25 protein-coding genes and 1 tRNA gene are annotated in these 22,843 nt (G+C 67.6%); 8 read left to right on the top strand and 18 right to left on the bottom strand.

What is annotated here, in order from left to right:
• Positions 1–79: 79 nt before the first annotated feature.
• The 6 genes from sdhA to CIW48_RS06270 form a co-directional block, all read right to left on the bottom strand.
• Positions 80–1,897 (bottom strand): succinate dehydrogenase flavoprotein subunit, encoded by a 1,818-nt coding sequence (gene sdhA / locus CIW48_RS06295; protein WP_149310040.1) that lies wholly within the window; start codon positions 1,895–1,897, stop codon positions 80–82.
• A gap of 31 nt (positions 1,898–1,928) precedes the next feature.
• Positions 1,929–2,348, bottom strand: coding sequence for a succinate dehydrogenase, hydrophobic membrane anchor protein (gene sdhD / locus CIW48_RS06290; protein WP_149310039.1), 420 nt, complete (start codon positions 2,346–2,348; stop codon positions 1,929–1,931).
• A gap of 10 nt (positions 2,349–2,358) precedes the next feature.
• A complete protein-coding gene (gene sdhC, locus CIW48_RS06285; protein WP_149310038.1) occupies positions 2,359–2,760 on the bottom strand; it encodes a succinate dehydrogenase, cytochrome b556 subunit in 402 nt (133 codons plus the stop codon).
• Positions 2,761–2,889: 129 nt separating this feature from the next.
• Positions 2,890–4,191, bottom strand: coding sequence for an SLC13 family permease (locus CIW48_RS06280; RefSeq protein WP_149310104.1), 1,302 nt, complete (start codon positions 4,189–4,191; stop codon positions 2,890–2,892).
• A gap of 433 nt (positions 4,192–4,624) precedes the next feature.
• Positions 4,625–5,221 (bottom strand): hypothetical protein, encoded by a 597-nt coding sequence (locus tag CIW48_RS06275; RefSeq protein ID WP_149310037.1) that lies wholly within the window; start codon positions 5,219–5,221, stop codon positions 4,625–4,627.
• A gap of 149 nt (positions 5,222–5,370) precedes the next feature.
• Positions 5,371–6,864: an AMP nucleosidase gene (locus CIW48_RS06270; RefSeq protein ID WP_149310036.1), complete on the bottom strand. Its 1,494-nt coding sequence runs from the start codon at positions 6,862–6,864 to the stop codon at positions 5,371–5,373.
• A gap of 113 nt (positions 6,865–6,977) precedes the next feature.
• Here CIW48_RS06270 and tsaA point away from each other — a divergent pair, with 113 nt between their 5' ends.
• Both tsaA and CIW48_RS06260 read left to right on the top strand, forming a co-directional pair.
• Positions 6,978–7,475, top strand: a complete 498-nt coding sequence (tsaA, locus tag CIW48_RS06265; protein ID WP_149310035.1) for a tRNA (N6-threonylcarbamoyladenosine(37)-N6)-methyltransferase TrmO — start codon at positions 6,978–6,980, stop codon at positions 7,473–7,475.
• Complete coding sequence (locus CIW48_RS06260) at positions 7,472–8,164, top strand: GDSL-type esterase/lipase family protein (RefSeq protein ID WP_149310032.1); 693 nt, start codon at positions 7,472–7,474, stop codon at positions 8,162–8,164. The genes tsaA and CIW48_RS06260 overlap by 4 nt, the downstream gene beginning before the upstream one ends.
• A 136-nt stretch (positions 8,165–8,300) precedes the next feature.
• Here the strand turns inward: CIW48_RS06260 and guaA are convergent, their stop codons facing one another.
• From guaA to CIW48_RS06220, 8 genes are all read right to left on the bottom strand, one after another.
• A complete protein-coding gene (gene guaA / locus CIW48_RS06255) occupies positions 8,301–9,857 on the bottom strand; it encodes a glutamine-hydrolyzing GMP synthase (RefSeq protein ID WP_149310030.1) in 1,557 nt (518 codons plus the stop codon).
• A gap of 281 nt (positions 9,858–10,138) precedes the next feature.
• Positions 10,139–10,558 (bottom strand): hypothetical protein, encoded by a 420-nt coding sequence (locus CIW48_RS06250; RefSeq protein ID WP_091777497.1) that lies wholly within the window; start codon positions 10,556–10,558, stop codon positions 10,139–10,141.
• Positions 10,555–10,941 (bottom strand): hypothetical protein, encoded by a 387-nt coding sequence (locus tag CIW48_RS06245; protein WP_149310028.1) that lies wholly within the window; start codon positions 10,939–10,941, stop codon positions 10,555–10,557. The genes CIW48_RS06250 and CIW48_RS06245 overlap by 4 nt, the downstream gene beginning before the upstream one ends.
• Before the next feature lie 407 nt (positions 10,942–11,348).
• Positions 11,349–12,737, bottom strand: coding sequence for an MFS transporter (locus CIW48_RS06240; protein ID WP_246695148.1), 1,389 nt, complete (start codon positions 12,735–12,737; stop codon positions 11,349–11,351).
• A gap of 90 nt (positions 12,738–12,827) precedes the next feature.
• On the bottom strand, positions 12,828–13,571 hold the full coding sequence (locus CIW48_RS06235; protein ID WP_149310026.1) for an NAD(P)-binding domain-containing protein: 744 nt from the start codon (positions 13,569–13,571) through the stop codon (positions 12,828–12,830).
• Entirely contained in the window at positions 13,561–14,466 is a 906-nt protein-coding gene (locus CIW48_RS06230; protein ID WP_149310024.1) for an aldo/keto reductase, read from the bottom strand. The genes CIW48_RS06235 and CIW48_RS06230 overlap by 11 nt, the downstream gene beginning before the upstream one ends.
• Before the next feature lie 115 nt (positions 14,467–14,581).
• Complete coding sequence (locus CIW48_RS06225; protein WP_149310022.1) at positions 14,582–14,920, bottom strand: hypothetical protein; 339 nt, start codon at positions 14,918–14,920, stop codon at positions 14,582–14,584.
• 75 nt (positions 14,921–14,995) lie between these two features.
• Positions 14,996–15,451 (bottom strand): CHRD domain-containing protein, encoded by a 456-nt coding sequence (locus CIW48_RS06220; protein ID WP_149310020.1) that lies wholly within the window; start codon positions 15,449–15,451, stop codon positions 14,996–14,998.
• 257 nt (positions 15,452–15,708) lie between these two features.
• Here CIW48_RS06220 and CIW48_RS06215 point away from each other — a divergent pair.
• The 4 genes from CIW48_RS06215 (at position 15,709) to CIW48_RS06200 (ending at position 18,504) form a co-directional block, all read left to right on the top strand.
• A tRNA-Met gene (locus CIW48_RS06215) sits at positions 15,709–15,785 on the top strand.
• A gap of 642 nt (positions 15,786–16,427) precedes the next feature.
• Positions 16,428–16,637: a cold-shock protein gene (locus CIW48_RS06210; protein ID WP_149310018.1), complete on the top strand. Its 210-nt coding sequence runs from the start codon at positions 16,428–16,430 to the stop codon at positions 16,635–16,637.
• A gap of 714 nt (positions 16,638–17,351) precedes the next feature.
• Entirely contained in the window at positions 17,352–18,179 is an 828-nt protein-coding gene (locus CIW48_RS06205; protein ID WP_149310016.1) for a cobalamin B12-binding domain-containing protein, read from the top strand.
• 103 nt (positions 18,180–18,282) lie between these two features.
• Positions 18,283–18,504, top strand: a complete 222-nt coding sequence (locus CIW48_RS06200; protein ID WP_149310014.1) for a hypothetical protein — start codon at positions 18,283–18,285, stop codon at positions 18,502–18,504.
• A 116-nt stretch (positions 18,505–18,620) separates the two neighbouring features.
• On the opposite strand, the gene CIW48_RS06195 is transcribed toward CIW48_RS06200, so the two are convergent.
• From CIW48_RS06195 to CIW48_RS06185, 4 genes are all read right to left on the bottom strand, one after another.
• Positions 18,621–18,827 (bottom strand): hypothetical protein, encoded by a 207-nt coding sequence (locus CIW48_RS06195; protein ID WP_091777655.1) that lies wholly within the window; start codon positions 18,825–18,827, stop codon positions 18,621–18,623.
• A gap of 461 nt (positions 18,828–19,288) precedes the next feature.
• A complete protein-coding gene (locus CIW48_RS33155; protein WP_173009189.1) occupies positions 19,289–19,444 on the bottom strand; it encodes a hypothetical protein in 156 nt (51 codons plus the stop codon).
• 535 nt (positions 19,445–19,979) lie between these two features.
• Positions 19,980–20,213, bottom strand: a complete 234-nt coding sequence (locus tag CIW48_RS06190) for a hypothetical protein (RefSeq protein ID WP_149310012.1) — start codon at positions 20,211–20,213, stop codon at positions 19,980–19,982.
• Between the two features lie 86 nt (positions 20,214–20,299).
• Entirely contained in the window at positions 20,300–20,560 is a 261-nt protein-coding gene (locus CIW48_RS06185) for a hypothetical protein (protein ID WP_149310010.1), read from the bottom strand.
• 645 nt (positions 20,561–21,205) lie between these two features.
• Here CIW48_RS06185 and CIW48_RS06180 point away from each other — a divergent pair.
• Both CIW48_RS06180 and CIW48_RS06175 read left to right on the top strand, forming a co-directional pair.
• Entirely contained in the window at positions 21,206–21,841 is a 636-nt protein-coding gene (locus CIW48_RS06180) for a hemerythrin domain-containing protein (RefSeq protein ID WP_149310008.1), read from the top strand.
• Positions 21,842–22,373: 532 nt separating this feature from the next.
• Complete coding sequence (locus CIW48_RS06175; RefSeq protein WP_149310006.1) at positions 22,374–22,622, top strand: hypothetical protein; 249 nt, start codon at positions 22,374–22,376, stop codon at positions 22,620–22,622.
• The last annotated feature ends 221 nt before the right edge of the window (positions 22,623–22,843 follow it).

Raw genomic sequence — 22,843 nt, 5'->3', positions numbered from 1 at the left:
CGACGGCTTCCGCTAGAGCAGGACGCGGCGGCCGGAGGAGCAGGGCCCCGCCGCCGCAGTCGTTGTGCAGAATTGCAGATCAGTACACGCGCGCTTTCGGCTCGATGTACTGGATCTCGTTGGACATCGTGTAGGTGTGGACCGGGCGGTAATCGATGTTCACCTGGTGCTGGCTCTCGTCCAGCCAGGACAGGGTGTGCTTCATCCAATCCTTGTCGTCACGGTCCGGGAAGTCCTCGCGGGCGTGGGCGCCACGGGATTCCGTGCGGTTGGCGGCCGATTCCATCGTTACCACCGCCTGGCCGATCAGGTTGTCGAATTCCAGGGTTTCCAGGAGGTCGGTGTTCCAGACCAGCGACCGGTCGGTGATCCTCACGTCCGCTGCGGCATTCCAGACCTTGTGGATAAGGCCCTTGCCCTCCTCGAGGACCTCGCCGGTGCGGAACACGGCGCAGTTGTTCTGCATCGTCTTCTGCATCTCGGCGCGCAGCTCCGCGGTCGGCGTCGAGCCGTTGGCGTAGCGGAACCGGTCGAGGCGCTCGAGGGCCTTGTCGGTCGCCCCCTTCGGCAGCTCCATGGCCCGGCCGTTCGGCTCGACGATCTCGGCGCAGCGCTTGCCGGCGGCGCGACCGAAGACCACGAGGTCGATCAGCGAGTTCGAGCCCAGGCGGTTGGCGCCGTGGACGGAGACGCAGGCCGCCTCGCCGATCGCCATAAGGCCCGGAACCACCGTGTCGGGGTTGCCGTCGCGCAGGGTCAGGACCTCGCCGTGATAGTTCGTGGGGATGCCGCCCATGTTGTAGTGGACGGTCGGAATGACCGGGATCGGCTCCTTGGTCACGTCGACGCCCGCAAAGATCTTCGCGCTCTCCGAGATGCCCGGCAGGCGCTCGTGCAGGATCTTCGGGTCGAGGTGGTCGAGGTGCAGGTAGATGTGGTCCTTGTTCTTGCCGACGCCACGGCCGTCGCGGATCTCCATGGTCATGGAGCGCGAGACCACGTCGCGCGAGGCGAGGTCCTTCGCCGACGGCGCGTAGCGCTCCATGAAGCGCTCGCCCTCGGAATTCGTCAGGTAGCCGCCCTCGCCGCGGGACCCCTCCGTGATCAGGCAGCCGGCGCCGTAGATGCCGGTCGGGTGGAACTGCACGAACTCCATGTCCTGCAGCGGCAGGCCGGCGCGCAGCACCATGGCGTTACCGTCGCCGGTGCAGGTATGGGCGGAGGTCGCCGAGAAGTAGGCACGGCCGTAACCGCCGGTGGCCAGGATGGTCGTCTGTGCGCGGAAGCGGTGGATCTCGCCGGTGGCCTGATCAAGGGCGATGACGCCGCGGCAGCGGCCCTCGTCATCCATGATCAGGTCGAGGGCGAAATACTCGATGAAGAAGTCGGTCTTGTTCTTCACTGCCTGCCCGTAGAGGGTGTGCAGCATGGCGTGGCCGGTGCGGTCGGCGGCAGCGCAGGTGCGCTGGGCCGTGCCCTTGCCGTAATCGGTGGTCATGCCGCCGAACGGGCGCTGATAGATCTTGCCCTCTTCCGTTCGGGAGAAGGGGACGCCCCAGTGCTCCAGCTCGTAGACCGCCGCGGGGGCGTTGCGCACGAGATACTCGATCGCGTCCTGATCGCCGAGCCAGTCCGACCCCTTCACGGTGTCGTACATGTGCCAGCGCCAATCGTCCGGACCCATGTTGCCGAGCGAGGCCGAGATGCCGCCCTGCGCCGCCACGGTGTGCGAGCGCGTCGGGAACACCTTCGTGATGCAGGCGGTGCGCAGGCCCGCTTCCGAGCAGCCTACCGTGGCGCGCAGGCCTGCGCCGCCCGCGCCGACGATCACCACGTCGAAGGCGTGATCGTGGATGGTGTAGGCAGGCCCGCTGCCGTTGGTGCCGTTGGCGGCCATGTTCGGCTCCTCGAGATACGTGTTGGCGGGGTCAGGCCGGCTGTCCGAAGCCGATGCGCAGGACCGCGTAGAGGCAGGCGACGGCCACGACCACCGCGTAGGCGTTGTTGGCGAACACCGCCGCGATCTTCGTCCCCGGCGCGTGCACGTAGTCCTCGATGATCACCTGCATGCCGAGGCGCATGTGGACCGTCACCGACAGCAGCGCCAGGATCAGGAGGATCGAGACCAGGGGGGTCGCGACGAGGAGCCGCGCCTCCCCGTAGCCGCGGCCCGCCATCTTGGCGATGATCACCACGAAGCTCAGCATCAGCACGACGTTGGCGACGGCGGTGAGCCGCTGCAGCCACCAATGGCCGGCACCGTGATGGGACACGCCGAGGCCGCGCACGCGGGCGCGCGGGGTGCGGATCGAGACGCGCGTGTCCTGCCGGACCTCTTCCTTAGCCATATCGGCCTCCTCAGCGGACCAGAAGGGCGACTGCCCAGATGACGAGGGTGAGGGCCACCGAGCCGATCAGCGTCAGCCGGGCCATCGAGAGACGCTTCGCCCGGTCGAACCCGACGCCGGTGTCCCAGATCAGGTGCCGGATGCCGCCGAGCATGTGGTGCATCAGGACCCAGGTATAGACGAACAGGACCAGCCGCCCGACCAGAGAACCGAAGAATCCGGCCACGTAAGAGTAGCCGACGGGGCCGGAAGCCAGAGCCACGAGCCAGATCGCCACCAAAGCAGTCCCGCCGTAGAGCGCGGTGCCGGTGATCCGGTGAAACACCGACATCGCCATCGTCCAGGTCCAGCGGTAGATCTGGAGATGGGGCGACATCGGCTGTGCCACAGTCGGGCGGGCGGTGGGTGCCATCGGGTTGAAGCCTCGCAGCTGCGAACTGGACCGTCTCTAATCTGGTAGCGCTAGAACCTGAGCGGGCAACCCGCAATCCGTCATGGTGCGGCGCAATGTGCCGTCTGAGGCGACACTTTGCCGTTTCTGTCACCTCAGCTGCCCCAGCAGCCGCCACCACGCATAATCAAGGGGCGCGACCACCGTCAGCGACAGGAAGCCGAAGCTTACGGTGAGCCGCGTCGCGTCCCGGAGAGTGACGCGCCCGAGTTCGCTGGCGAACACGATCGGGGGCGCCTGATAGGGGAAGAACACGGTTGAGTAGCCGATCACCTGCAAGGAGACGACCGCGAGGGCTGACAGGCCGCTCGCCTCCGTCATCTCGCCGGCCAGGGCGGTGTAGAGGGCCGGAGCGCCGTTGGCGGTGACGAGGAGGGTCAACACCGTCGCGATGCCGGTGAGCACCGCGAAGTTCTGCGTCGGCGCGTCGTGCGCCAGGGGCGCGACCGTCAGGAGGAGATGACCGAGGCGCTCGCCGAGGCCCGTCTCGTTGACCAGGGCGACCAGACCGAGCAGCGCCGCGATGTAGAAGCAGGTCCGCAGGTTCACCTGCTGGAACGACTCCGGCGGAAGCACTCCGACCCGCGGCAGCAGGCAGATCACCGCGGCGGCGAGGCCGACCCAGGCGGGGGCGAGGCCGTGGAGGCTGTCGGTCATCCAGAGGATCAGGGTGCAGGCCAGGATCACCGCGAGGCGCTTTTCGGGTGCGGAGACCGGCGGCAGCACCGGCAGGATCGGCGCGGTCGGGCCGAGATCGTCCGGGAACATCCGGACGATGAGGGCCACGAGCAGAGCGCCCTTGGCCACGGCCAGGACCGGAGCGTGCAGGATGAAATAGGACAGGTAAGACAGGTGCAGGCCGAGCAGGTGTTCCGCCGAGCCGGCCATCACGAGGTTCGGCACGTTGGCGGGCAGGATCGCCGCCGACAGGATCGGCGTGGCCAGACCGACGGCCAGAACCGCCCCCGTCCGTCCCGGACGGCCGGCCGTGAGGCCGAAGGCGTCGCAGAGCGCCAGGGTCACGGGGATCATCAGGGCGATGCGGCCGAGATTTGACGGCATGACGAAGGCGATGAGGAAGCTCAGCGTCACCAGCCCGCCGATGAACCGCCCGTAGGATCCCGACAGGCGCAGGGCGAGCGTCCGCGCCATGCGGGCGCCGAGACCGGTTCGGGTCATCCCCTGGCCCACGACCATGCCGGACAGGACCAGCCAGAAAGCGGAGGACGAGAAGCCCGAGAACACCGTGGCGGCGGAGCCGAGCCGCAGCAGCATTGCGAGCCCGAAGAAGGCGAGCGCCGTAACGATCTCGGGCAGCAGTGCGGTCGCCCAGAGGCCCATGCACAGCACGAGCAGCGCTGCCGTTGCCGCAACCAAGCCCACACCGCTCACCGTAATGGCCCCCACACCGCTGCCCGCCGGAAGCGGCATCCTCATCGGATTGGAACGGTTCGCAATTCGGGAGTTGTGGAGAGAGCCTTCGTCCCAGACGAAGCCTGTGGACGCCGCCATCATCGGTTGCGCAGGGCGAGTGGCGATCTGCCTTCCTGTTTCGGAACGAGATCGCCGCTTCCCCCGTGCGCCCGAGGCCGAGCAGCGGAGCGCGGGATCGAGACGCGCCGACGCGGCAGGGCCTTGCACCGGGGCGGCTGTGGATTCCGGGCTCGCCATCGGCGCCCCGGAATGACGGCCGGGATCGACGCGCCGATCCGTCGTCCGAGGCACCACCTGCGGAGATCATCCGGAGCGAAGCACGCGCCCAGGAGGGCCGGGCGCGAAGACGTCTCCGAGACGAGGCGCGGGCACGAGTCCCGCGCCGCGCGGCTCAGTAGCCGTAGCCGTAAAAGCCGTTGCAGGCGGCCGGGTCATAGGCGCCGTAGCCGTCGGTGTATGCGCAGTTGTCGTAACCGTAATCCAGGCCGCCGAGGCCATAGCCGACCCCCAGGCCAAGCCCGACGCCCGCGAGCCCGTAACCCAGGCCGCGTCCATAGCGCCGGCCGTAATAGCCGCGGTTGACGGCTCCGCGGCCGACGATGCCCCGGTTCCCGATCCCGCCGTACCGGCCGGCGTTGTTGTACCCCCCCGTCCGCAAGCCGCCGCCCTGCAGCCCTCCGACGCCGGCGCCGGTCACGCCGGCAGAGCCGAACCCTGTGCCCCGGAAGCCGCCGCCCAGGCCGCCGGCACGCGCGCCGCCGGCGCCCCCATTCTGAAAGGCGCCGCCGCCGAAGCCCCCGTTCCGGAAACCTCCGCCGCCGACGCTGCCGCCGCGGAAACCGCCTCCAAAGCCACCGCCATGGAATCCGCCCCCGCCGAATCCGCCGCCGTGGAAGCCTCCGCCGCCGAAGCCGCGCGCATCGGCATTGTTCGGAGCGAAAGCGACGGCCGCCAGAAGCGCCGTGGAAACAAGTGCTAGACGAGTCATGTGAAAGCTCAGCTTGTTGCGTGGTGTCTTAACCTCCCAACACCGCTCTACGCAGCCGTATCCAAGCTTGAGTATTGTCGCTGGAGTCGCAGTCGGTCGCTGAGGCCGAGACTCACCTCGTTGCTGACGGATACGGCGCCGGGATCGCTTCACCGGAAAGGCGGCTCGTCGAAGCTGCGGAGCTTGCGCGAATGGAGACCCTGCCGGTCGGCGCGAAGCGCGTCGAGCGCCGCGAGCCCCACCTGAAGGTGCTCCGAGACGGCCCGGTCGTAGAACGCGTTGGCGGCGCCCGGCAGCTTGATCTCGCCGTGGAGCGGCTTGTCCGACACGCAGAGTAGCGCGCCGTAAGGCACGCGCAGGCGAAAACCCTGCGCGGCGACGGTGCCGCTCTCCATGTCGACCGCGACCGCGCGGGACTGGTTGATCCGCCGCCGTTCCTGGCTGAAGCGTAGCTCCCAGTTGCGATCGTCGTAGGTCACCACCGTGCCGGTGCGCAGGCGCCGTTTGAGGGCGTCGGCCTGTTCGCCCGTCACCGAGGCGGCGGCGCTCTGGAGGGCGACCTGCACCTCGGCGAGGGCCGGCACCGGCACGTCCGGTGGCACGAGTTCGTCGAGGATCCGGTCGCGGCGGAGATAGGCGTGCGCCAGCACGTAGTCGCCGATGGTCTGCGATTGCCGCAGGCCACCGCAATGGCCGACCATCAGCCAGCAATCGGGGCGCAGCACGGCGAGATGGTCGGTGATCGTCTTCGCGTTCGAGGGACCGACGCCGATATTGACCAGCGTCGTACCCTGCTGGGTCCCGCCAGAATCGCGCGCCACCAAGTGGTAGGCCGGCATCTGGTGCCGGTGCCAGGGCGAGGCGGCGATCACAGCCGCTGGATCGGCATCGGCCGCTTCAGCGCGGCTCACGGATACGCCGCCCGGCAGGACCAGCCGCTCGAAGCCCTCCGCGCCCGAAGCCAGCCGCTCAAGCCCGTGGCGGACGAACTGGTCAACGTAGCGGTGATAGTTGGTGAGCAGGATCCAGGGCTGGACGTCGCGCCAGTCGCAGCCTGTGTAATGGACGAGGCGCCGAAGCGAGTAATCGACTCGCACTGCGTCGAACAGCGCCAGGGGCAGCGGCTCGCCCGCCACCTGATCGAAGGTCCCGTCGGCGATCTCGTCGCCGACGAGCGACAGGAGCGGGACGGGGAAATAGGTGGCGAGATCCGCGCCGTCGACGGCCCGGCCGCCCGCGTCGAGCCCCGCTTCCAGAATATAGGGATAGGGAATTTCCTGTGCGCTGAGGCCGACCTCGATGGCGATCCCGTAATCGGCGATCAGCGGCTCCAGCTGCCGGGTCAGATAGGTCCGGAAGAAGCCCGGATGCGTGACCGTGGTGGCGTAGGTTCCCGCAGCCTGAAGCTTGGCTGTGGCGCGCCGGACCCGCGGCAGGGGCCCGTCCGGGCGGTAGCTGATCCGCAGCTCGGGATAGCGGAAGGCGAGCCGCTCGGTGGCGTCCGGTGGCGGCCCTCCGGCAAGGTAGCGCTCCAGCGCGGTCCGCAGGGCGCCGGCCGCACCGTCGTAGAGTTCGACCAGCCGGTCGATGGCGGTTTCGGCATCGGCCACCGCCTGCATCGGCCGCAATTCCCGCTCGATCATGTCGCCTCCGTTCCTGGCGCTGGCTCTACACCCCGCGCCATCCGGGTGCGAGATGCGGGGTTGCGGGCCGCCGACGCTTGGCCGACAAGCCCGCCGACGCGGAGCGAGGCGGCATGGACGCGGACGAGTTCGGGACCCGGCCCGGTGAAGAACGGGCATCGCTGCCCGCGACCTTCGACGCGGGCCTCCACTTCATCGGCCGACTGCGGACGCCCTGGCAGACGCGATCCGACTGTCCGAAGAACGGCCTGCAGACCGACGCGATCTGCACCGTGGAGGTCGATCCGGCCTACGTCCCCGGGCTGCGCAACGTCACGGGCTGCACGCACCTGATCCTGCTCTACTGGATGGACCGGGCGACCCGCGGCCTCGTGACCCAGCGCCCCCGCCATGCCGACGGCCCGCGCGGCACCTTCTCCCTGCGCTCGCCCGCTCGCCCCAACCCGATCGCCCTGTCGGTGGTGGAGTTGCACGGCCGCGCCGGCGACACGCTGCGCGTGCGCGGGCTCGACTGCCTCGACGGCACCCCGCTCCTCGACATCAAGCCCTATTACGCCTCCACGGACGCGCGGCCCGATGCGCAGGTCGACCGGGCCGGGGCCGAGCCGTGAGGCGCCGCGCCCTTCTGATTGTCGGTGGCCTCGTCCTGCTGGCGATCGGCGGCTTTGCCGGGTGGCGTCTGCATCGGCCGGGCGCCGACGCGCGGGCCTATGCGGAGATGCGCCTGATCGCCGTGCAGGTCAGCCTCGACGAGGCGCCGCCGGATTACGTGTTCTGGGCCGGCGATTCCCAGGTGGAATTGCAGCCCGGCAGCCAACGGCCCTGCGGCCTCGAATTCCTCAACGGCGGGATCAGCGGCGCGACCGCCGGCAGCTACGCGGATTATCTCGCCCGCCTGCGCTTCAAGGTCCCTCCCCGGCTCGCTGTTCTGACGGTCGGGACCAACGACATCCTGGTGAAGAACAATCCGCAGCTGCATAAGCCGACGGAGCAGTTCGAATCCGCCGCCGAGGCGATCATCAAGCGGCTCCAGAGCATGAGTCCGCGGGTCGTCGTGACCGCCCTACCCCCGGTGGGACGCGAGATCGGCAAGCTCGTCGATGCGGGCGCGGTGGCGGATTATTCGCAGCGGCTACAGAAACTCTGCGGGCGCCTGGGTTGCGTCTTCGCGGACCCGTTCGTGGCATTGCGCGACGGCGACACCGGCTACGCCAAGCCCGGTGCGCTGCGCGATGGGCTGCATCTCGCGGCGTTCCGGCCGGCCCTGAAGGCGGTCGAGCCGGCGCTCTGCGCACCGTGAAAGGGCTTGATGCGCCGCCGCTGTCTCCGCACCGACGTTGCGAGGCGCGCGATCGGATCCCGGCGGTGTCACGCCTATGGCCGCCGCGCTGCCTCAGGGCGCTTCGCTGCGCTCGCGATACCGACTCAGCGGCCGCTCACTCCCACTCGATCGTGCCCGGGGGCTTCGAGGTGATGTCGTAGGTCACCCGGTTGATCCCCTTCACCTCGTTGATGATCCGGGTCGCGACGCGGCCCAGGAAGGCCATATCGAACGGGTAGAAATCGGCGGTCATGCCATCCACCGACGTGACGGCGCGCAGCGCACAGACATGATCGTAGGTGCGGCCGTCGCCCATCACGCCGACCGTCTTCACCGGAAGGATCACCGCGAAGGCCTGCCAGATCGTGTCGTAAAGCCCGGCCTGCCGGATCTCGTCGAGATAGATCGCGTCCGCCTTGCGCAGAGCCTCGAGCTTCTCGGCGGTGATCGTGCCGGGGCAGCGGATCGCCAGGCCCGGCCCCGGGAAGGGATGACGGCCGACGAAACCCTCGGGCAGGCCGAGTTCCTTGCCGAGCACCCGAACCTCATCCTTGAACAGCTCGCGCAGCGGCTCCACGAGCGTCATGTTCATGCGCTCGGGCAGGCCGCCGACATTGTGGTGGCTCTTGATCGTCACCGAGGGCCCGCCGGTAAACGACACGCTCTCGATCACGTCCGGGTAGAGCGTCCCCTGCGCCAGGAACTTCGCCCCGCCGATCTTCCTCGATTCGGCCTCGAACACATCGATGAACAGGCGGCCGATGGTCTTGCGCTTGACCTCTGGGTCGCTGACGCCCTCGAGCGCCGCGAGGAACATCGCCGACGCCTCAACGTGGACCAGCGGGATGTTGTAATGGTCGCGGAACAGAGCCACGACCTGCTCGGCCTCGCCGAGGCGCAGCAGCCCGTGATCGACGAACACGCAGGTCAGCTGATCGCCGATCGCCTCGTGGATCAGCACGGCCGCCACGGCCGAATCCACCCCGCCCGACAGACCGCAGATCACCTTCTCGGAACCGACCTGCTCGCGGATCTTGGCGATGGCCTCCTCGCGATAGGTGCCCATCGTCCAGTCGCCCGAGCAGCCGGCGACGTCGCGCACGAAGTTGCGGATCAGCAGGGCGCCGTGGGGCGTGTGTGCCACCTCCGGGTGGAATTGCACCGCGTAGTAGTTGCGCGCCTCGTCGGCCACCGCCGCGAAGGGAGCATTCTTCGAGATCGCCACGGTGGTGAAGCCGTCGGGCAGCTTGGTCACCCGGTCGCCGTGGCTCATCCAGACCGGATACGTTTCGCCCTTGTGCCAGACGCCGTTGAACAGCGGGCAATCGGCCAGGATCTCGACTTCGGCCCGCCCGAATTCCGCATGGTGCCCGCCCTCGACTGCGCCGCCGAGCTGGGCCGCCATGGTCTGCTGGCCGTAGCAGATCCCGAAGACCGGGACGCCCGAATCGAACACCGCTTGCGGCGCGCGGGGCGAGGCCTCGACAGTGACCGATTCGGGGCCGCCGGAGAGGATCACACCCTTCGGTTTCTGCTCGCGGAACGCGGCCTCAGCCTTCGTGAAGGGCACGATCTCGCAATAGACGCCCTCCTCGCGCACTCGGCGTGCGATGAGCTGCGTCACCTGAGAGCCGAAATCGACGATCAGGATCTTGTCGTGGTCGGTGTTCATCGCGGGCGATTATCCGAAGGCTGCGACGCGTGCAACGCACAAGTCCCGGTCGGCAGGCCTTGAGAGATGGAGTCCCCGACGGAATTTCGGAACCGGCCCTTTTGTTGTGATCGATTCAGGCGTCTCCGGGGCCGCGCAGCGGAGCCCGGGATTCAGATCCACCGGCCACGCCGGCACCAGCACCACCGGCGCGTCCGGCTTCCCGGCCCTGCTGCGGACTCTCGGAATGACGGCATGCCAGCCATGCGAGGCGCGACGGGGCGCCTCACGCAGACCCACGCTCAGTCGAAATTGCGGACCTTGGCCGAGCCGCCGAGGCTGATCGCGGGCTTCGCGGCAGCGCCGGCGAGGCTCACCTTCTTCTGGCCGGGCGGGGTCTTGGCGCGCAGCTGCGGAGCCGGCTCGGGCGTCGGCCGTGAGGGCTTCAGATGCGCCTGTCCGTGGATCACCGAGCCGATCTCGCCGGCCGCGCGGACCAAGTCGTCGCGCTCGCACGAGCGGGCGACCTTCAGCCCGAGCTTGTGCATGTGGCTCTTGCCGTACAGGTAGGCGGCGAGCTGGGCGCGCTTCAGCGGCGGGATCTGCTCCAGGATCAGCGGCAGGTCGAAATCGTCGGCGCGATAGACCGAGCCCAGGACCTCGAGGCTCACCGGGCAATCGACTTCCGGCTCGGCGCCGCTGGTCGGATGCGCTTGGGTCATGGATGCCTCTCGAGAGTCGATGAATCGGGTTGCTGGTCGGATGCCCCGGAGCCGGGGTCGAGTTCAACCCCTATCGGGACGGTGAGGTTCGCAATCCTGTCATCCGGCGGAGCCGGAACCTTGACCGGCTCGGTCTTCCATGCGCCGAGACAGCCGGTGCAGACCGATTCGATCACGGTCCGGGCATGGGCCTGGCGGCGCGCCCACAGCATCTCCCGGGCCGCGCGCGCGGCCTCGGCGTCCGACAGCGGCCGGACGCGGATGTAGAGCGGCTCCTGTGCGGAAGTCGGAGCCGGTGTCATGACGAGGAGCCCGAGCAGGGTCAGGACGGGGCGTGCGGCGCGACCCGCTCGACCCTGCACCGACGGCGCGATCCCCGCCATGTCTGCCTCCCGCCCGGAACGAGCCCGATACGTCGCCGGTCAGGGTAAATCGGGTCTTAACGGCTCGCCGAAGGCGCCTGAGGAACTTTGATCCGTCACGCCGGTAGACCCTAAGGCGGACTGAGCAAAAGGCTGGCCGATGCCTCAGATGTTCGACTGGATCTTCTTCGCCATCATGCTCCCCTTCCCGGCCTTCCTGGTCTGGGACTGGATGCGCCACCGATAGCCCCGGTGGTGCCTGCGCGGCGCTCGGGTCCGTAGCCCGAAGCAGGGCAAGGCCCGATGAGGCGCCGGGCCGGTCTTCCTGCCCCAGGATGCCGGCATGCCCTGGTCCAGCGCGGCGTTCGAGAAGCCGCAGCGTCTCGTCCGCGAAGGACGAGGGCCGCGCCTGCCGTTGTCCGGCGTGTTCACCCGCGCAGCGACGCCGCCTGGCCGACCGGACCGGGGCGTTCGGTCGAGCCGCTTGTGAGGCCGGACCCGTCGACGGATCCCTCCTGCGCAATCCGGCGCCGCTCCTGTGCCCGTCCGAGCCAGAGACTGTTGAACAGCCACGCCAGCGACAGCGGAATCGCGGCGCCGGCAACGCTGGCGCTGCCGAGCCCGACGCCCTGGATCCCGGTGAACGACCACGCGCCGACCTGATCGCCCAGCCGGTAGACCACCGTATCGATGAAGCTCTTGGCCTTGTAGCGGTCCTCCCGGGGCACCACGGTGAACAGCACCTCTCGGATCGGCCGGGCAATGGCGAAGTTGCCAGCCCGGCGCAGCACCTGGAACGCGACGATCACGCCGATCGTCGGCCAGACGGCGAGCGCCGCGAAGCCGAGGATGCTGAAGGCCGGCAGGATCGCCAGTGTCAGGGCGACGCCGATCCGGTTCACGATCCGACCGGTCAGGAACAGCTGGATCCCCAGCGTCAGGACATTCACCGCCAGATCGACGCTGGCGAAGAAGGCGGTCTGGGCACCACGGTCCGGGAAGCTCCGCTTCGCGATGCCCGCCTGCTCGAAATACAGGAAGGTCGAGGTGACCGAGAACAGGAGCAGGAACAGGGAGATGTTGAGCAGGTAAGGTGATGCCAGGGTCCGCGTGACGCCCGCCAGCACGCTGCCGCCGATCGTCCGGTCCTGCCCGTCATCGGCGCCCGTGCCGCTGCCCGGCACCTCGTGCAGGCGGGTCGACAGAGCCGCGAGCCCGCGCATGCAGAACACGGCGATCTCGAGGAGCGCCACGGCGCAGAGCATCAGCCCCCAGGTCGGGACGTTCTTGGCAAGGATCGCCGTGGTGGCCGAGCCCGCGATCGCGCCGAGCGTCGCGCCGGCCGCGATGAACCCGAACAGGCGCTTGCCCTGGGCATTCGAGAACACGTCGACGATCGTCGCCCAGAAGATGGAGACGACGAACAGATTGAAGATCGACAGCCAGACGAAGAACACCCGGCCGATCCACACGCCCCACTCCGCCGGCGCGAGATAGAGCGTCAGTGCGAAGGCCAGGATGTTGGCCGCGAAGAACCGGTAGGTGATCGGCACGAACCGGGCCCGCGGCATCCGCTTCACCAAGTAGGCGAAGGGTAGGTTCAGGGCGAGCATGCCGACCAGCGTTGCGGTGAACAGCCAGGGCAGGTTCTCGATGCCGCCGGCGACACCCATCTGGTCGCGGATCGGGCGCAGCACGTAGTAGGCGGCCAGGATCGAAAAGATGTAGGCCCACGACCACGCGAGCGCCCGGCCCTCGCCGGGCTGGACGTCGATAAGGCGGGCGAGCCGGCCGCGGGCGCGGGCGGATTCAGGCATCGGCCGATCTCACCGGCATGGGCACGTCTTCCTCGCGAAGCCTCGCTCCGACCCGCACGTCCCATCCAGAGGCGGCGGGCCGCGCAGCGCCTACTTGGCCAGTCCGAGCTTCTCGCGCAGCTCCGGCGCGGTAACGTCGTGGCCGAAGCCCGGAGAGCCCATGGCGAACTTGTCGGCCTCCTTGAGCGGGCCGACCACCACCGGATCGAAGCCGGCATCGCGGACAAGCCCTTCGGCGACCTTCAGCGCCTCCGGATCGTCCCCGGCGATCGGGATCGCCATCCGGCCGCCGGCACGGCCCTTGCCGCCCTCGGCGCCTTCCTTGGCGAAGACCTTGTAATTGGCGGCGTTGAAGGCGCGCACGAGCTTGGCCCCAGGGAAGTACTTGGCTGACGTCGTGCCGATCCCGCTGGCCTGGACCTCGTCGTAGAGCGCGCCGTCGCGCTTCTGCGTGGCGTTGCCGGCGTCGAGCACGACCTTGCCCCTGAGGGACGGGCCGATCTCCTTCGCGAGGTCCGGATAGGCCTTGTAGGGGACCGCGAAGAACACGGCGTCGCCGAAGGCAATCGCCTCCTCGGGCGTGCCCGCCTTCGCCTTCGGCCCGAGTTCCGAGACCATGGCGGCCAGCGTCTCCGGGTGGCGGGAGGCGAACATTACCTCGTGGCCGTCCTTGACCCAGAGCGTCCCGATGGTGCCGCCGATATTCCCGGCGCCGATGATCCCGATCCGGATCTTCTTCGGTGCATCCTGGGCCAGGGCGGGCGCGGCAGCGACAACGGCGAGTGCGGCCGCGAGGGCGAGCGCCGCACGGCGCGAGGTGAGATCAGACCGCATCGATGAACGTCTCCATCTGCTTGCGCTGCGCCGCATCCGGGAGCTTGCCGCGCGCGGCGCCGAGGTTGTCCTCGACATAGGCGGCCTTCGCCATGCCGGGGATCGGGCAGGTGACGGCCGGGTTGCCGAGTACGTATTTCAGGAAGAACTGCGGCCAGCTCGTGCAGCCGAGGTCCTTGGCCACCGCCGGCAACTCCTTGCCCTGGACCGCCTTGAACAGGCGGTCACGGCCGAAGGGCACGTTCGTCATCACCGCCATGCCGCGGTCCGCCGCAAGCGGGATCACCCGCTCGGCCGCGGCGCGGTTGTCGATGGCGTAGTTCACTTGGATGAAGTCGAGGCTCTCGCGCTTCATGACGCTTTCGAGCGCGTCGAGCTGATTGTCGCGCCAGACCGTGACGCCGACATAGCGGATGCGCTTGCGGTTCTTCAGGTCGCGCAGCACGGCGAGATTGTCGGGCACGTCGATCAGGTTGTGGACGGCGACGAGATCGAGGCTGTCGACCCCCATCCGCTTGAGCGACCGCTCGAACTCCCCAAGCGTGGCGTCACGGCCGGTCGTGTCGACCTTGCTGGCGAGGAAGACCTTCTGGCGCAGGCCGGGCTCCGACAGGATCAATCCGAGGACGTCCTCCGCGGTCCCGTAGCTCGGGGCCGTGTCGATCACCGACCCTCCGAGGGCGACGAAAGTCCGCACGGCTTCCTTCAGGGGGGAAACCGCCTCGGGGGTCGACTCGACCTCGTAGCGCCGGGACGTGCCGATCCCGATCGCCGGGATCATCTCACCGGTGGAGGGGATCGGCCGACGGATCAGCGGATCCGCAGCCGCGGCGAGGCGGCCCGCGAGCGGAGCGAGTGCCGCTGCGGCGACGATGGCGCGACGGGATACGGGCATGGCCGGCCTCCGACGGGAACAGGACACCGCGGGAGATAGGGCACCATCTGCCGTTGTGTATTCTTTATTATCACGCTTGCGCGAGCATCGTGAAACGGCGCGTCCTGGCGGACGCCTAATCTTCCTCCGGGGGATCCTCGAATTCCGCGCCTTCGGTGTCGGGGGCGATGCGGAACCGGTATTCGTCGATCGCCAGGAACGCGCGATGCGCCGCCTGTGGGTCGATCCCGTCGCGCACCACGAGTGTCTGGAAATCGATGAACAGGCGGGCGATCCGCGCCTCCTCCGACAGGGCTGCCATGGCCGACGAGCTGGCGCCGGCGCGCATCATGTACCGTTTCGCCTCTCCGGCCGTGTCGGGTGCGGGCAGGACGACGACCTGCCCGGCGGTGTCCGGCTTCAGCTCAGCCCAGCGTGCGGGCGTCCAGGCGATGATGGCGTCGATCTGCTTCATCGAATGCTCCGGCAGGAGGTTGTGATCCGCCTACCGGGCGCGATGGCGAACGTCGAGGCTTCTCGCCTGTCCGGATCAGGGTGCGCGCTCCAGCTGGCCGCGGAGTTCACCCTTCGGGTTCGCGGCAGTGTGGAGATTGAAGTAGATTTTGCCGGCGGCGAGATCGGCAGCCTTGGCCTCATCGAGTGTGGCTTCGCCGGAGAAGGGGCTGCTCGCCGCCGTCACCGGAACCAGCACGCCGGCATTCTCGCCGGCCTTGGCCGGGCCGTGAAAATGGGCGGCAGTGACCGGGCCGGAGAGATTGCTGTAGCGGCCCGACCAGCTGAGGCGCTTCGTGCCGGGATCGAAGGTTGCGGTGATCTCGCCCGTGCCGGGGGACGTGGTCGCCGGGACTTCGCTGCTCCCGTTGAGGGCCGCACGATAGGTGACCCCTTCACCGGCCGCGATCGCCGGGCCTGCGACGAGCGGCACTCCGAGGACGAGAAGGGCGACGAGGCTGGTGCTCCAGCGATGGCTCTTACGCGCTGTCATCGAACGCTCCACGATCTGACGGGCCGTCGGGCGGCCCGCGCCGTAGCGTAGCGGGCTCAGAGGAACCCGGCACGGCCCGCGCATCGGCACCGGTCGATTCCGGTGACAGCCGGGCCTTTCCCTCCCGCGATCGGCCGGACCTCAATCGCGCCGGGTACGGATGCGCGATTTGCGCACGCAGAACCGTTGACACGGTGCATCCGCTCTCCCTATACCGCCGCCGTTGCACGCATCGTCCTTGCGGACGCGCGGCACGGGGCGGGGTAGCTCAGCTGGTTAGAGCAGAGGAATCATAATCCTTGTGTCGGGGGTTCAAATCCCTCCCTCGCTACCAAAGTTTTCGAAGCCCCGCCAAGCATTGAGCGGGGCTTTTTGTTTGCCTTGCTCTCGGCGGTTTTCGGCTTCAAGTCCTGGAACAGCGCAGCCTAAAAATCGTCGTGCGGGCGTAATGGTTTGCCGGGGACCACGGAGCATCCTGGCGCGCTTCCAGGTGTTTGATCCCGCGGTCTGCTCGGACGATTGAGCGCCATGTTGTGAGGGTGGCGCGATGGGCCAGATCCTCCACGGCAGCGCCGCTGCTGAAGGCCTGCGCGGCGGCTTCGATCGCCCTCCGGCATGAGCCAACCATCTGAATGATGCCCATCATCTCAAGAGCGGCTGCCCCGTTCCCAGCGCCCCTGCGCGTATGAATGCGCACATTGCGCCGAACGGGTTGACTGAAACATCCTCCGAGACAGCGTAGCTCGTACGCTTAAGGCGTCCTCTCCGGGCCTGATTTTCGGAGAGTCGGATTTCGAGTTGTGCTTGAGCCTTGGTGAGCGTAGAAGTCACAGATCGATTTTTGGCCAGACATTCGGCCGTATCGCCTCAACAGGGCGAGCGCTCTGCATCTCTCCCATCTTCGACGACCAGAGACCGGACGCATGTGATGCATGCGTTCGAATTTTTCGTTCGCCTATATAGATACGGAATACCTATGAGCATCGGCACCGTTAAGTGGTTCAACGACACCAAGGGTTTCGGCTTCATCCAGCCGGATGACGGCGGCAACGATGTATTTGTCCATATTTCCGCTGTCGAGCGCGCCGGCATGCGCAACCTGGTCGAGGGCCAGAAGGTCTCCTACGAGATGGAAACGGACCGTCGCAGCGGCAAGCAATCCGCGGGCAGCCTGCAGGCCGCTTGAGCCTCGCTCATTTGCCTCTGACGAGCTTCGAGGCCGTTCCCCAGGGAGCGGCTTCTCTGCGTTCAACGTCTTGGCTGAGCCGAGCCGCGTGCAAGGAATATTCGTCGGTCGCTCCAAAACGAACCAGCTCGCTTATCGTGTCCAGGCGCCCGCCAAGGCGCGGCAGACCACGCCTGCACTGTTCCAGGCGCACCTGCCACCTGACGATCCTGCTGTCCCCGCTTCACAGGCCGCCCGAGGGGGCCTCGCGCCACGAACCTGCATTCTGTCTGTGGGACTGCCTAGCACGATTGCGAATGCTCGGGGGGCAGCGCGGCACAGGACTCGCTCTGACTCAGACGGCGGGCCGAAGGCTCGACTGCCTCTCTGATTCCGATGACGGCGGAAGCCGATCGGTTGAGCTGAAAATCATAGCGTCTCAGGACTATTGAAGCAGTTTATCTATGGTTAGAATACACTAGCGCCAGTCGTCAATTGCGGATCGCAAAGCTTTCAGGACTGTCCAATTCCCGAGTCGGTGGTGAAGCCTGCACGCGCTCACCAAGATCCCCCACTGGCGCGCGTTCGGAACGTGCGTGTCCGAGCGAACCGTGCCGATACGGCCGCCCGGCCGGAGCGAAAAGCTAGCGCTGCGAAGTGGCGTTATATTTCGTAACCCAAGTTGCCTTGCCGTCGCGCAGAGATCTATAGTGCGTCAGCAGTTGGAGGGTTCCGATGCTGGATGCGGCTGGGTTCGACGGTGCAAGTGCGAGCCTCGACCGACGCTATCGCCCTGGCCAGGCAACGGCTTGGCGCAACATGGCATACATCCATGCCGGCCTCGCCCGGGTCATCGAGGCTGAGATCCTTCCGCGCCTCGTGCTCGCACACCAAGAGGGGCGGCGCGCACCGGCATCAGAAGCGCCCTCGCCTGAACGCGTCGTCGCCTTCGCTCAGGCTCTGATAGGGAGCGATCCCGACGGAGAGTGGGTTCGCGCACTCTTGGAGGAGGATCTCACGTTGGAGGCTCTCCTGCTCGACCTGTTTGCCCCAGCCGCGCGTCACCTCGGACGGCTCTGGGAGGAGGATGAAGCCAACTTCCTCGATGTCGCTGTCGCGCTTGGCCGTCTGCAAAGCCTCACCCGCGTGTTGTGCACCCGCCTGGAAGGTGTGGACGTGCCGGCGAACGGACGCCGCGTCCTGCTGATGCCCTCCCCCGGAGAGACCCACCTCTTCAGCCTCGCGCTCGTCGCAAGTTTCTTCCGCGAAGCAGGCTGGAGCGTGGTTTTGTCGAGCGGAGAGGATTGCGATCCCGCTGCCCTGGTCCAGACCGAACGATTCGATCTGATCGGTATCTCACTGTCTTGCGATGCGCTCCTGCCGGCTTTGACCGATCTGGTGGGTAAGCTGCGCGTGGCGTCCTGCAACGCGGGCGTTCGTGTTATGGTCGGTGGTCCGAAGTTCCTGCGGGAGCCTGCCTGTGCGACAGCGGTCGGCGCGGATGCCGTGGCCGAGGACGGGCGCTCTGCTGTTAAGATCGCGGAGGCCCTGTTTGCGCGCTGACAGGATCGGTTTCTCGTTAATCCTGGCGCGTTGGCAGGCGGGCGTCTCCACGCGGGCCGAGCGTGCGAGGGGCAGGTGCTAGTGGCCCGCGGAGATGAGGACGTTGCGGGATTTCGACGAGCATCTCGCACGCGAATTTGTCCAGGGGCTCGTGCAATCAGCGGTTGCTCGAGGGCTCGATCCGGCTGTTCGTCTTGAACAGTTCCGCACCCTGCAGCACGCGGTCATCGCGATGACGCCGGATCCTGCCGTCGCTGAGGCCACCACGCGGCTTATCCAGGCGATCGATCTCGCCCTGGCCGAACTGACCGCGGTGAAGTCATAGGCAGCGACGCGGGGGCGTGCGGCGTGTGGGCGGCGTGCCTGCCCGCCGCCACCCCGAAGCGAATCACGTCCGTATGGCAGGTCTGCCCGGTCGACCTGGATTGACGGCGTCCGCGCTCAGCGGCGTCCGCCGTCGGCGCCCGGCTTCAAGGCTCGCTCAACGGCTTCCATCGCGCTCTCGAAGGCCTTCGCCTCGCTGCGATGCGGCCGGTCGGACCGCTCGATCAGCTTGCCGCTCTTGCGGATTGCCCACTGGAAGTGGCCCTCCGGTTTAGCCAGCGGCGAGACCTCGATGGAGTAGGGATGGGGAACTTTGTCGGTCATCGCCATGCTATGCCAGTCTTGTCCGGACGATGCCAGCCACCTGCACCCGCCAGCGCCGCCAATCTCATCGTGGGCGTGCGGCGATCGCTCCGGTGTGGCGCCGCGCGAGCCTGACGAAGCTCCGTCCCCGGACCTACGCAGCCGAAATACAAGCTGTCCGGCGTTCCGTCAGCCTGGTCGAAGGGAAAGGCGGGTACCCAGGGATTGCGAAATGCCGCCGCGTCTCTCGCAGGTTCGTTATGGTCGACCACAATCACGCAGCGCAGGAAGCCCGCCGCGGGTGAATCGGAAGGGCCGTGATGGTCGCCCACCGCGACCGACGGGGTTCGACGGCAGGTCCTCACCCGATCGTCGGGCGTCGGTCCGACACTTGCCCAGCGACGCGATCTGGTTGGGGCGGACCGGGCGCGCCACGATGATTTGGCTGCCCGGTCCCCTGGGATGGACCTGAAGGCGATGCGTCAGTCGTTCGTAGGCGGCTTGCTGTTCTTGAAGCCCTTCGTCCTCGGCTCCGCCTTCCGCGGATCCGGCTTGTCGGCGAGGAGGCGCTTCACGCGCGCGTTGAAATCCTCAGGCGTGACAGCCTGCGCTTTGCCGGTCGTGAGTTCGCGTGCCATCTCGGCCTCTGCTTCGTGGCCCAAGGCACAGGATTGCGCGGAGGGATGCTCCTTATATGGGCCTTCCTGGAGCGGGCGCTAATACGAGCCGGGTGATGCAGCCCGGCCGATGCATCGGCGGGCGCTCGGGATCTGGCGCAATAGATCTTCAGCAGGGCGAAAGAAGCGCGCTGGGTGGGCGACCTGCACGGCCGATGAACTACGCATCGACCAAGCGACAGCGGCGGTCCGAACGCATCCGCGCCGTTTTGCCAAAGGCGGCCGTTTCAAAGTGAGCAGCCGACGCCGTGGTTCTACTTTCATCTGCGCGGGCCGAAGAAACTGGACCGGGACAGCGCGGGATTGGAGTTCCCCAGCCTCGAAGCGGCCTATCCTGAGGCCCGCCACACCGTTCCGGAGATGGGCGCCGAACTGGTCCGCATGACGGTGAACTCCGCCCGCCAGGCCTTCCAGATCTCGGACGACAGCGACGCGTTCCTGATCGAAGTGCCGTTCTCGGAGATTCTGGATCGCGGGCACAGGCCCGTTCCGCCCTTCAGGGCAGCACAGGCGGCAGCCGCAGTTCAGCTGGCGCGCTCAGCCGACCTGATCGACGCGCTCCGGCGAGGAGCACGCGGTCACGCACGCCATGGACGTCGGTCGCTGACCGGCCCGCGCCCGTCCTGGCGCACGTCCAGACTGGCAAACCCCAGACCTGACCGGCCTCGGTGCGGCGGCCCGAGCCGCGCTTGAACACCACGCGGATCGGCGCGCTCGGCTCGATGATCATGCTGCCAGATTCGCACGCGCTCGCCCTGGGTTCGTCCAGTTCGGCCGACTCGCGCAGATCGATGCTGTGAAACCCGGGCCCGATCCTCAATCCACCGGACAGCCCTCAGCTTCTTCCCGCCGGCGTCGCTCGGCTCCTTCCTGAGCCTGCTCCTGCCAACTTTCCTCAGGTGGAGTCACCTGCACTCTGTTCGACAAGGGTCCCATGAAGGCCGGCTTGCGCAGCTGCGCGGGCAGAGCGCCTGTGGTCTGCGGGTCTTCGCAGCCGTCACCGGACCGGTCATCCTGGGCGAGCGCTGGGGCTGCACACACGATCATCGCCGCGGCGAGGAGGGAAAGCGTCTTCATCCGTGAAGTCTCGGCTTGCTGCCGTCGTGGGGTCGCACGGCGGCCGGGAAATCGGTTGGATCCGGAGCGGCATGCGCCGCGAATGTGGGGTACGGCGGCGCGCTTAACGAAAAAGAACCCGCTCCAGCGGGTGCCGAGCGGGCTCAGAGGGGTCGTCTTGGGAGAGAGGGGCCTGCCTAGCGCAGACGGATCGCTCTCACGACCATCAGCTTGGCATGCCAGGAACGCTCCGGGAGCATGCAACCGCCAAGCTTGGTGCTGCCGCTCGCTCCAGCGTGCCATCTTACAGGCATGGCCGCCTCGAATGATCGGATCTGTGACGGACGGATCGCGAGCGCCCGGCGTCGGATCAGCACCGCCGCGGCGCGGGGAGCGTCCGTGGCGGCGCCGAACCGTCGCCCATTCGGGCACGGGGCGATTATGTGCCCGGTATCCCGACCCGGGAACGGCCGCCGGAAAGCGGGGCAACATAGGGTGGATGCCGGATGACGAGACGGGTCGAGAAGGGTCGTTCGGCCCGTCCTCGCCGCATCCGGAGGCGCCTTCCCGAGAGGCGGTTCGGGCCGGCGCGACCTCGATCAGGAACGCTCAGCCGGAGAAGGGGGTTCGAAGCTGGTAGTTGAACCGCCGGCAAGGAGGATATGCATGGACATTTGGCAGCTCATCGAGCGCGACCACGAAAATATCGGTGGCCTGATCCGCGAGATCCCTTACGCTCTCAACGATCCCCGCGCGGTCGGCAGCCGGGAGCAGATGCTCGCCGATCTCATGGATGAGCTTGAGCTGCATGCGATCGGACTCGAGGCAAGCCTCTACGGCCCCTTGAGCCGGGAAAGTCAGACACGCGCGCTGATCGAAGACTTGCACGGGGGCCACGCGGAGTTCAGGCGGCAGCTCCGGCAGCTCGCCCGTCGCAGGACCGGGACGGCCGGTTGGCTTGACACCTTCGAGGATGTCACCTTCCTCGTGGATCAGCACCTGCACCGCCACGTTCATGAGTTGATCCCGGCAGCCCAGAGGCTTCTCGCGCCTCAGGAGGTGTCGGCTGCCACACGGGCTTTCGTGCGGGCGAAGACGAACGCCCTTCAGTCCCGTCGGCGGGGCGCTGCAGCCGGGGTCATGTCGAGCGAGGTCGCTCTTATCACCACGCTCGCAGGGGTGGCGGCCGGCCTCGGCTACCTGGTCTGGAATAGCGGACGCTTTGCCAGATCGCAGTCGAACCGAACCGCCAAGGCCGTGGAGCGTACGCCCCGCGAGGCGATGCGCTCTATGCCGCGCTGACATTCGTCTGCAGCGAGGTGCAACGCACGCTCGGCCCGCTGCCCGCTTTGCGCGGGCGGCGGGTCTTGGCGTCTATTTTCACGGCGCAGGATCCGTACGTGCATCGGGTTTCAGGGTGCCGGAGCGCAGGTGGCAAGGCTGCGGCGGCGCCTTTGAGGATGCTGGGCGCTGGCGGCAGCGGTGCATCCAGGTTCTGCTCGGACCCAAGCGGCATAGCCCGATCCACACAGCGGCCGAGTTAATCATTGAAACACGTGACGATGTCGCCGGGGTGGTCCTCCGGGACCGGACGACGTTCGATCAGCGGGACGCCTAACCCCTAGAATGCTTGCCACCCGTGACCTCGCGCATCGCGGGGTCGGTCGGCCTCCGCCGCGCCGACGAGGCAGGAACTTGATCGTCAAGTTTTCGCCCCCTCTTGATCCAGAGCATGTCGTCTCCACAGCCTGTCCGGATAACTGGACCTGCGCCGAATGGACGTACAAGACAGGCTGCAACAATTTAGCAGCGCGGCTGAGATGGGAGTGAGGCGATGAGGGAGAGCATCCACGTAGAAGCTCGCTTTCGCTCGGGCGACATTCAGGCTGAGGCCGGCAGGGACGGGATCACGCTGACGATGCACGGCGACGAGGAGCATGCCTACGCAGATTTCGATTGGAGTGCCGCGCTCAGGCTCGGTGAGTGGCTGGTGGCTCAGGCCGTTGCGCATGGCAGCCCGCCGGCCGGCGGCCCAAAGCCGGAGCCGGGTGCGGCAGCCGCGGAGCCGTCTCCGCAACGCTGATTGATAGCACCGCGCAGGCTCGCGCCTAGATAGAGGATAGCCCGCGACCGGTGTGCGGAAGGCCGCAGCGGTGATCGTGGCGACGCGGCAGCGTGGTCTTGTGCGTTCTTGCTGTTGTGTCGGCCGCCGGGCGCGTCGCCGCCCGCGATCGAGTCCCGGAGGGCCGTGACCCTGATCCTGCCGACGCCCTAATCGACCCTGGCCAGGCCGTGGTCGCGAGC

The organism is Methylobacterium sp. P1-11, assembly GCF_008329595.1.
GTDB lineage: Bacteria > Pseudomonadota > Alphaproteobacteria > Rhizobiales > Beijerinckiaceae > Methylobacterium.
This window is presented reverse-complemented; position numbering and strand designations above follow the sequence as displayed.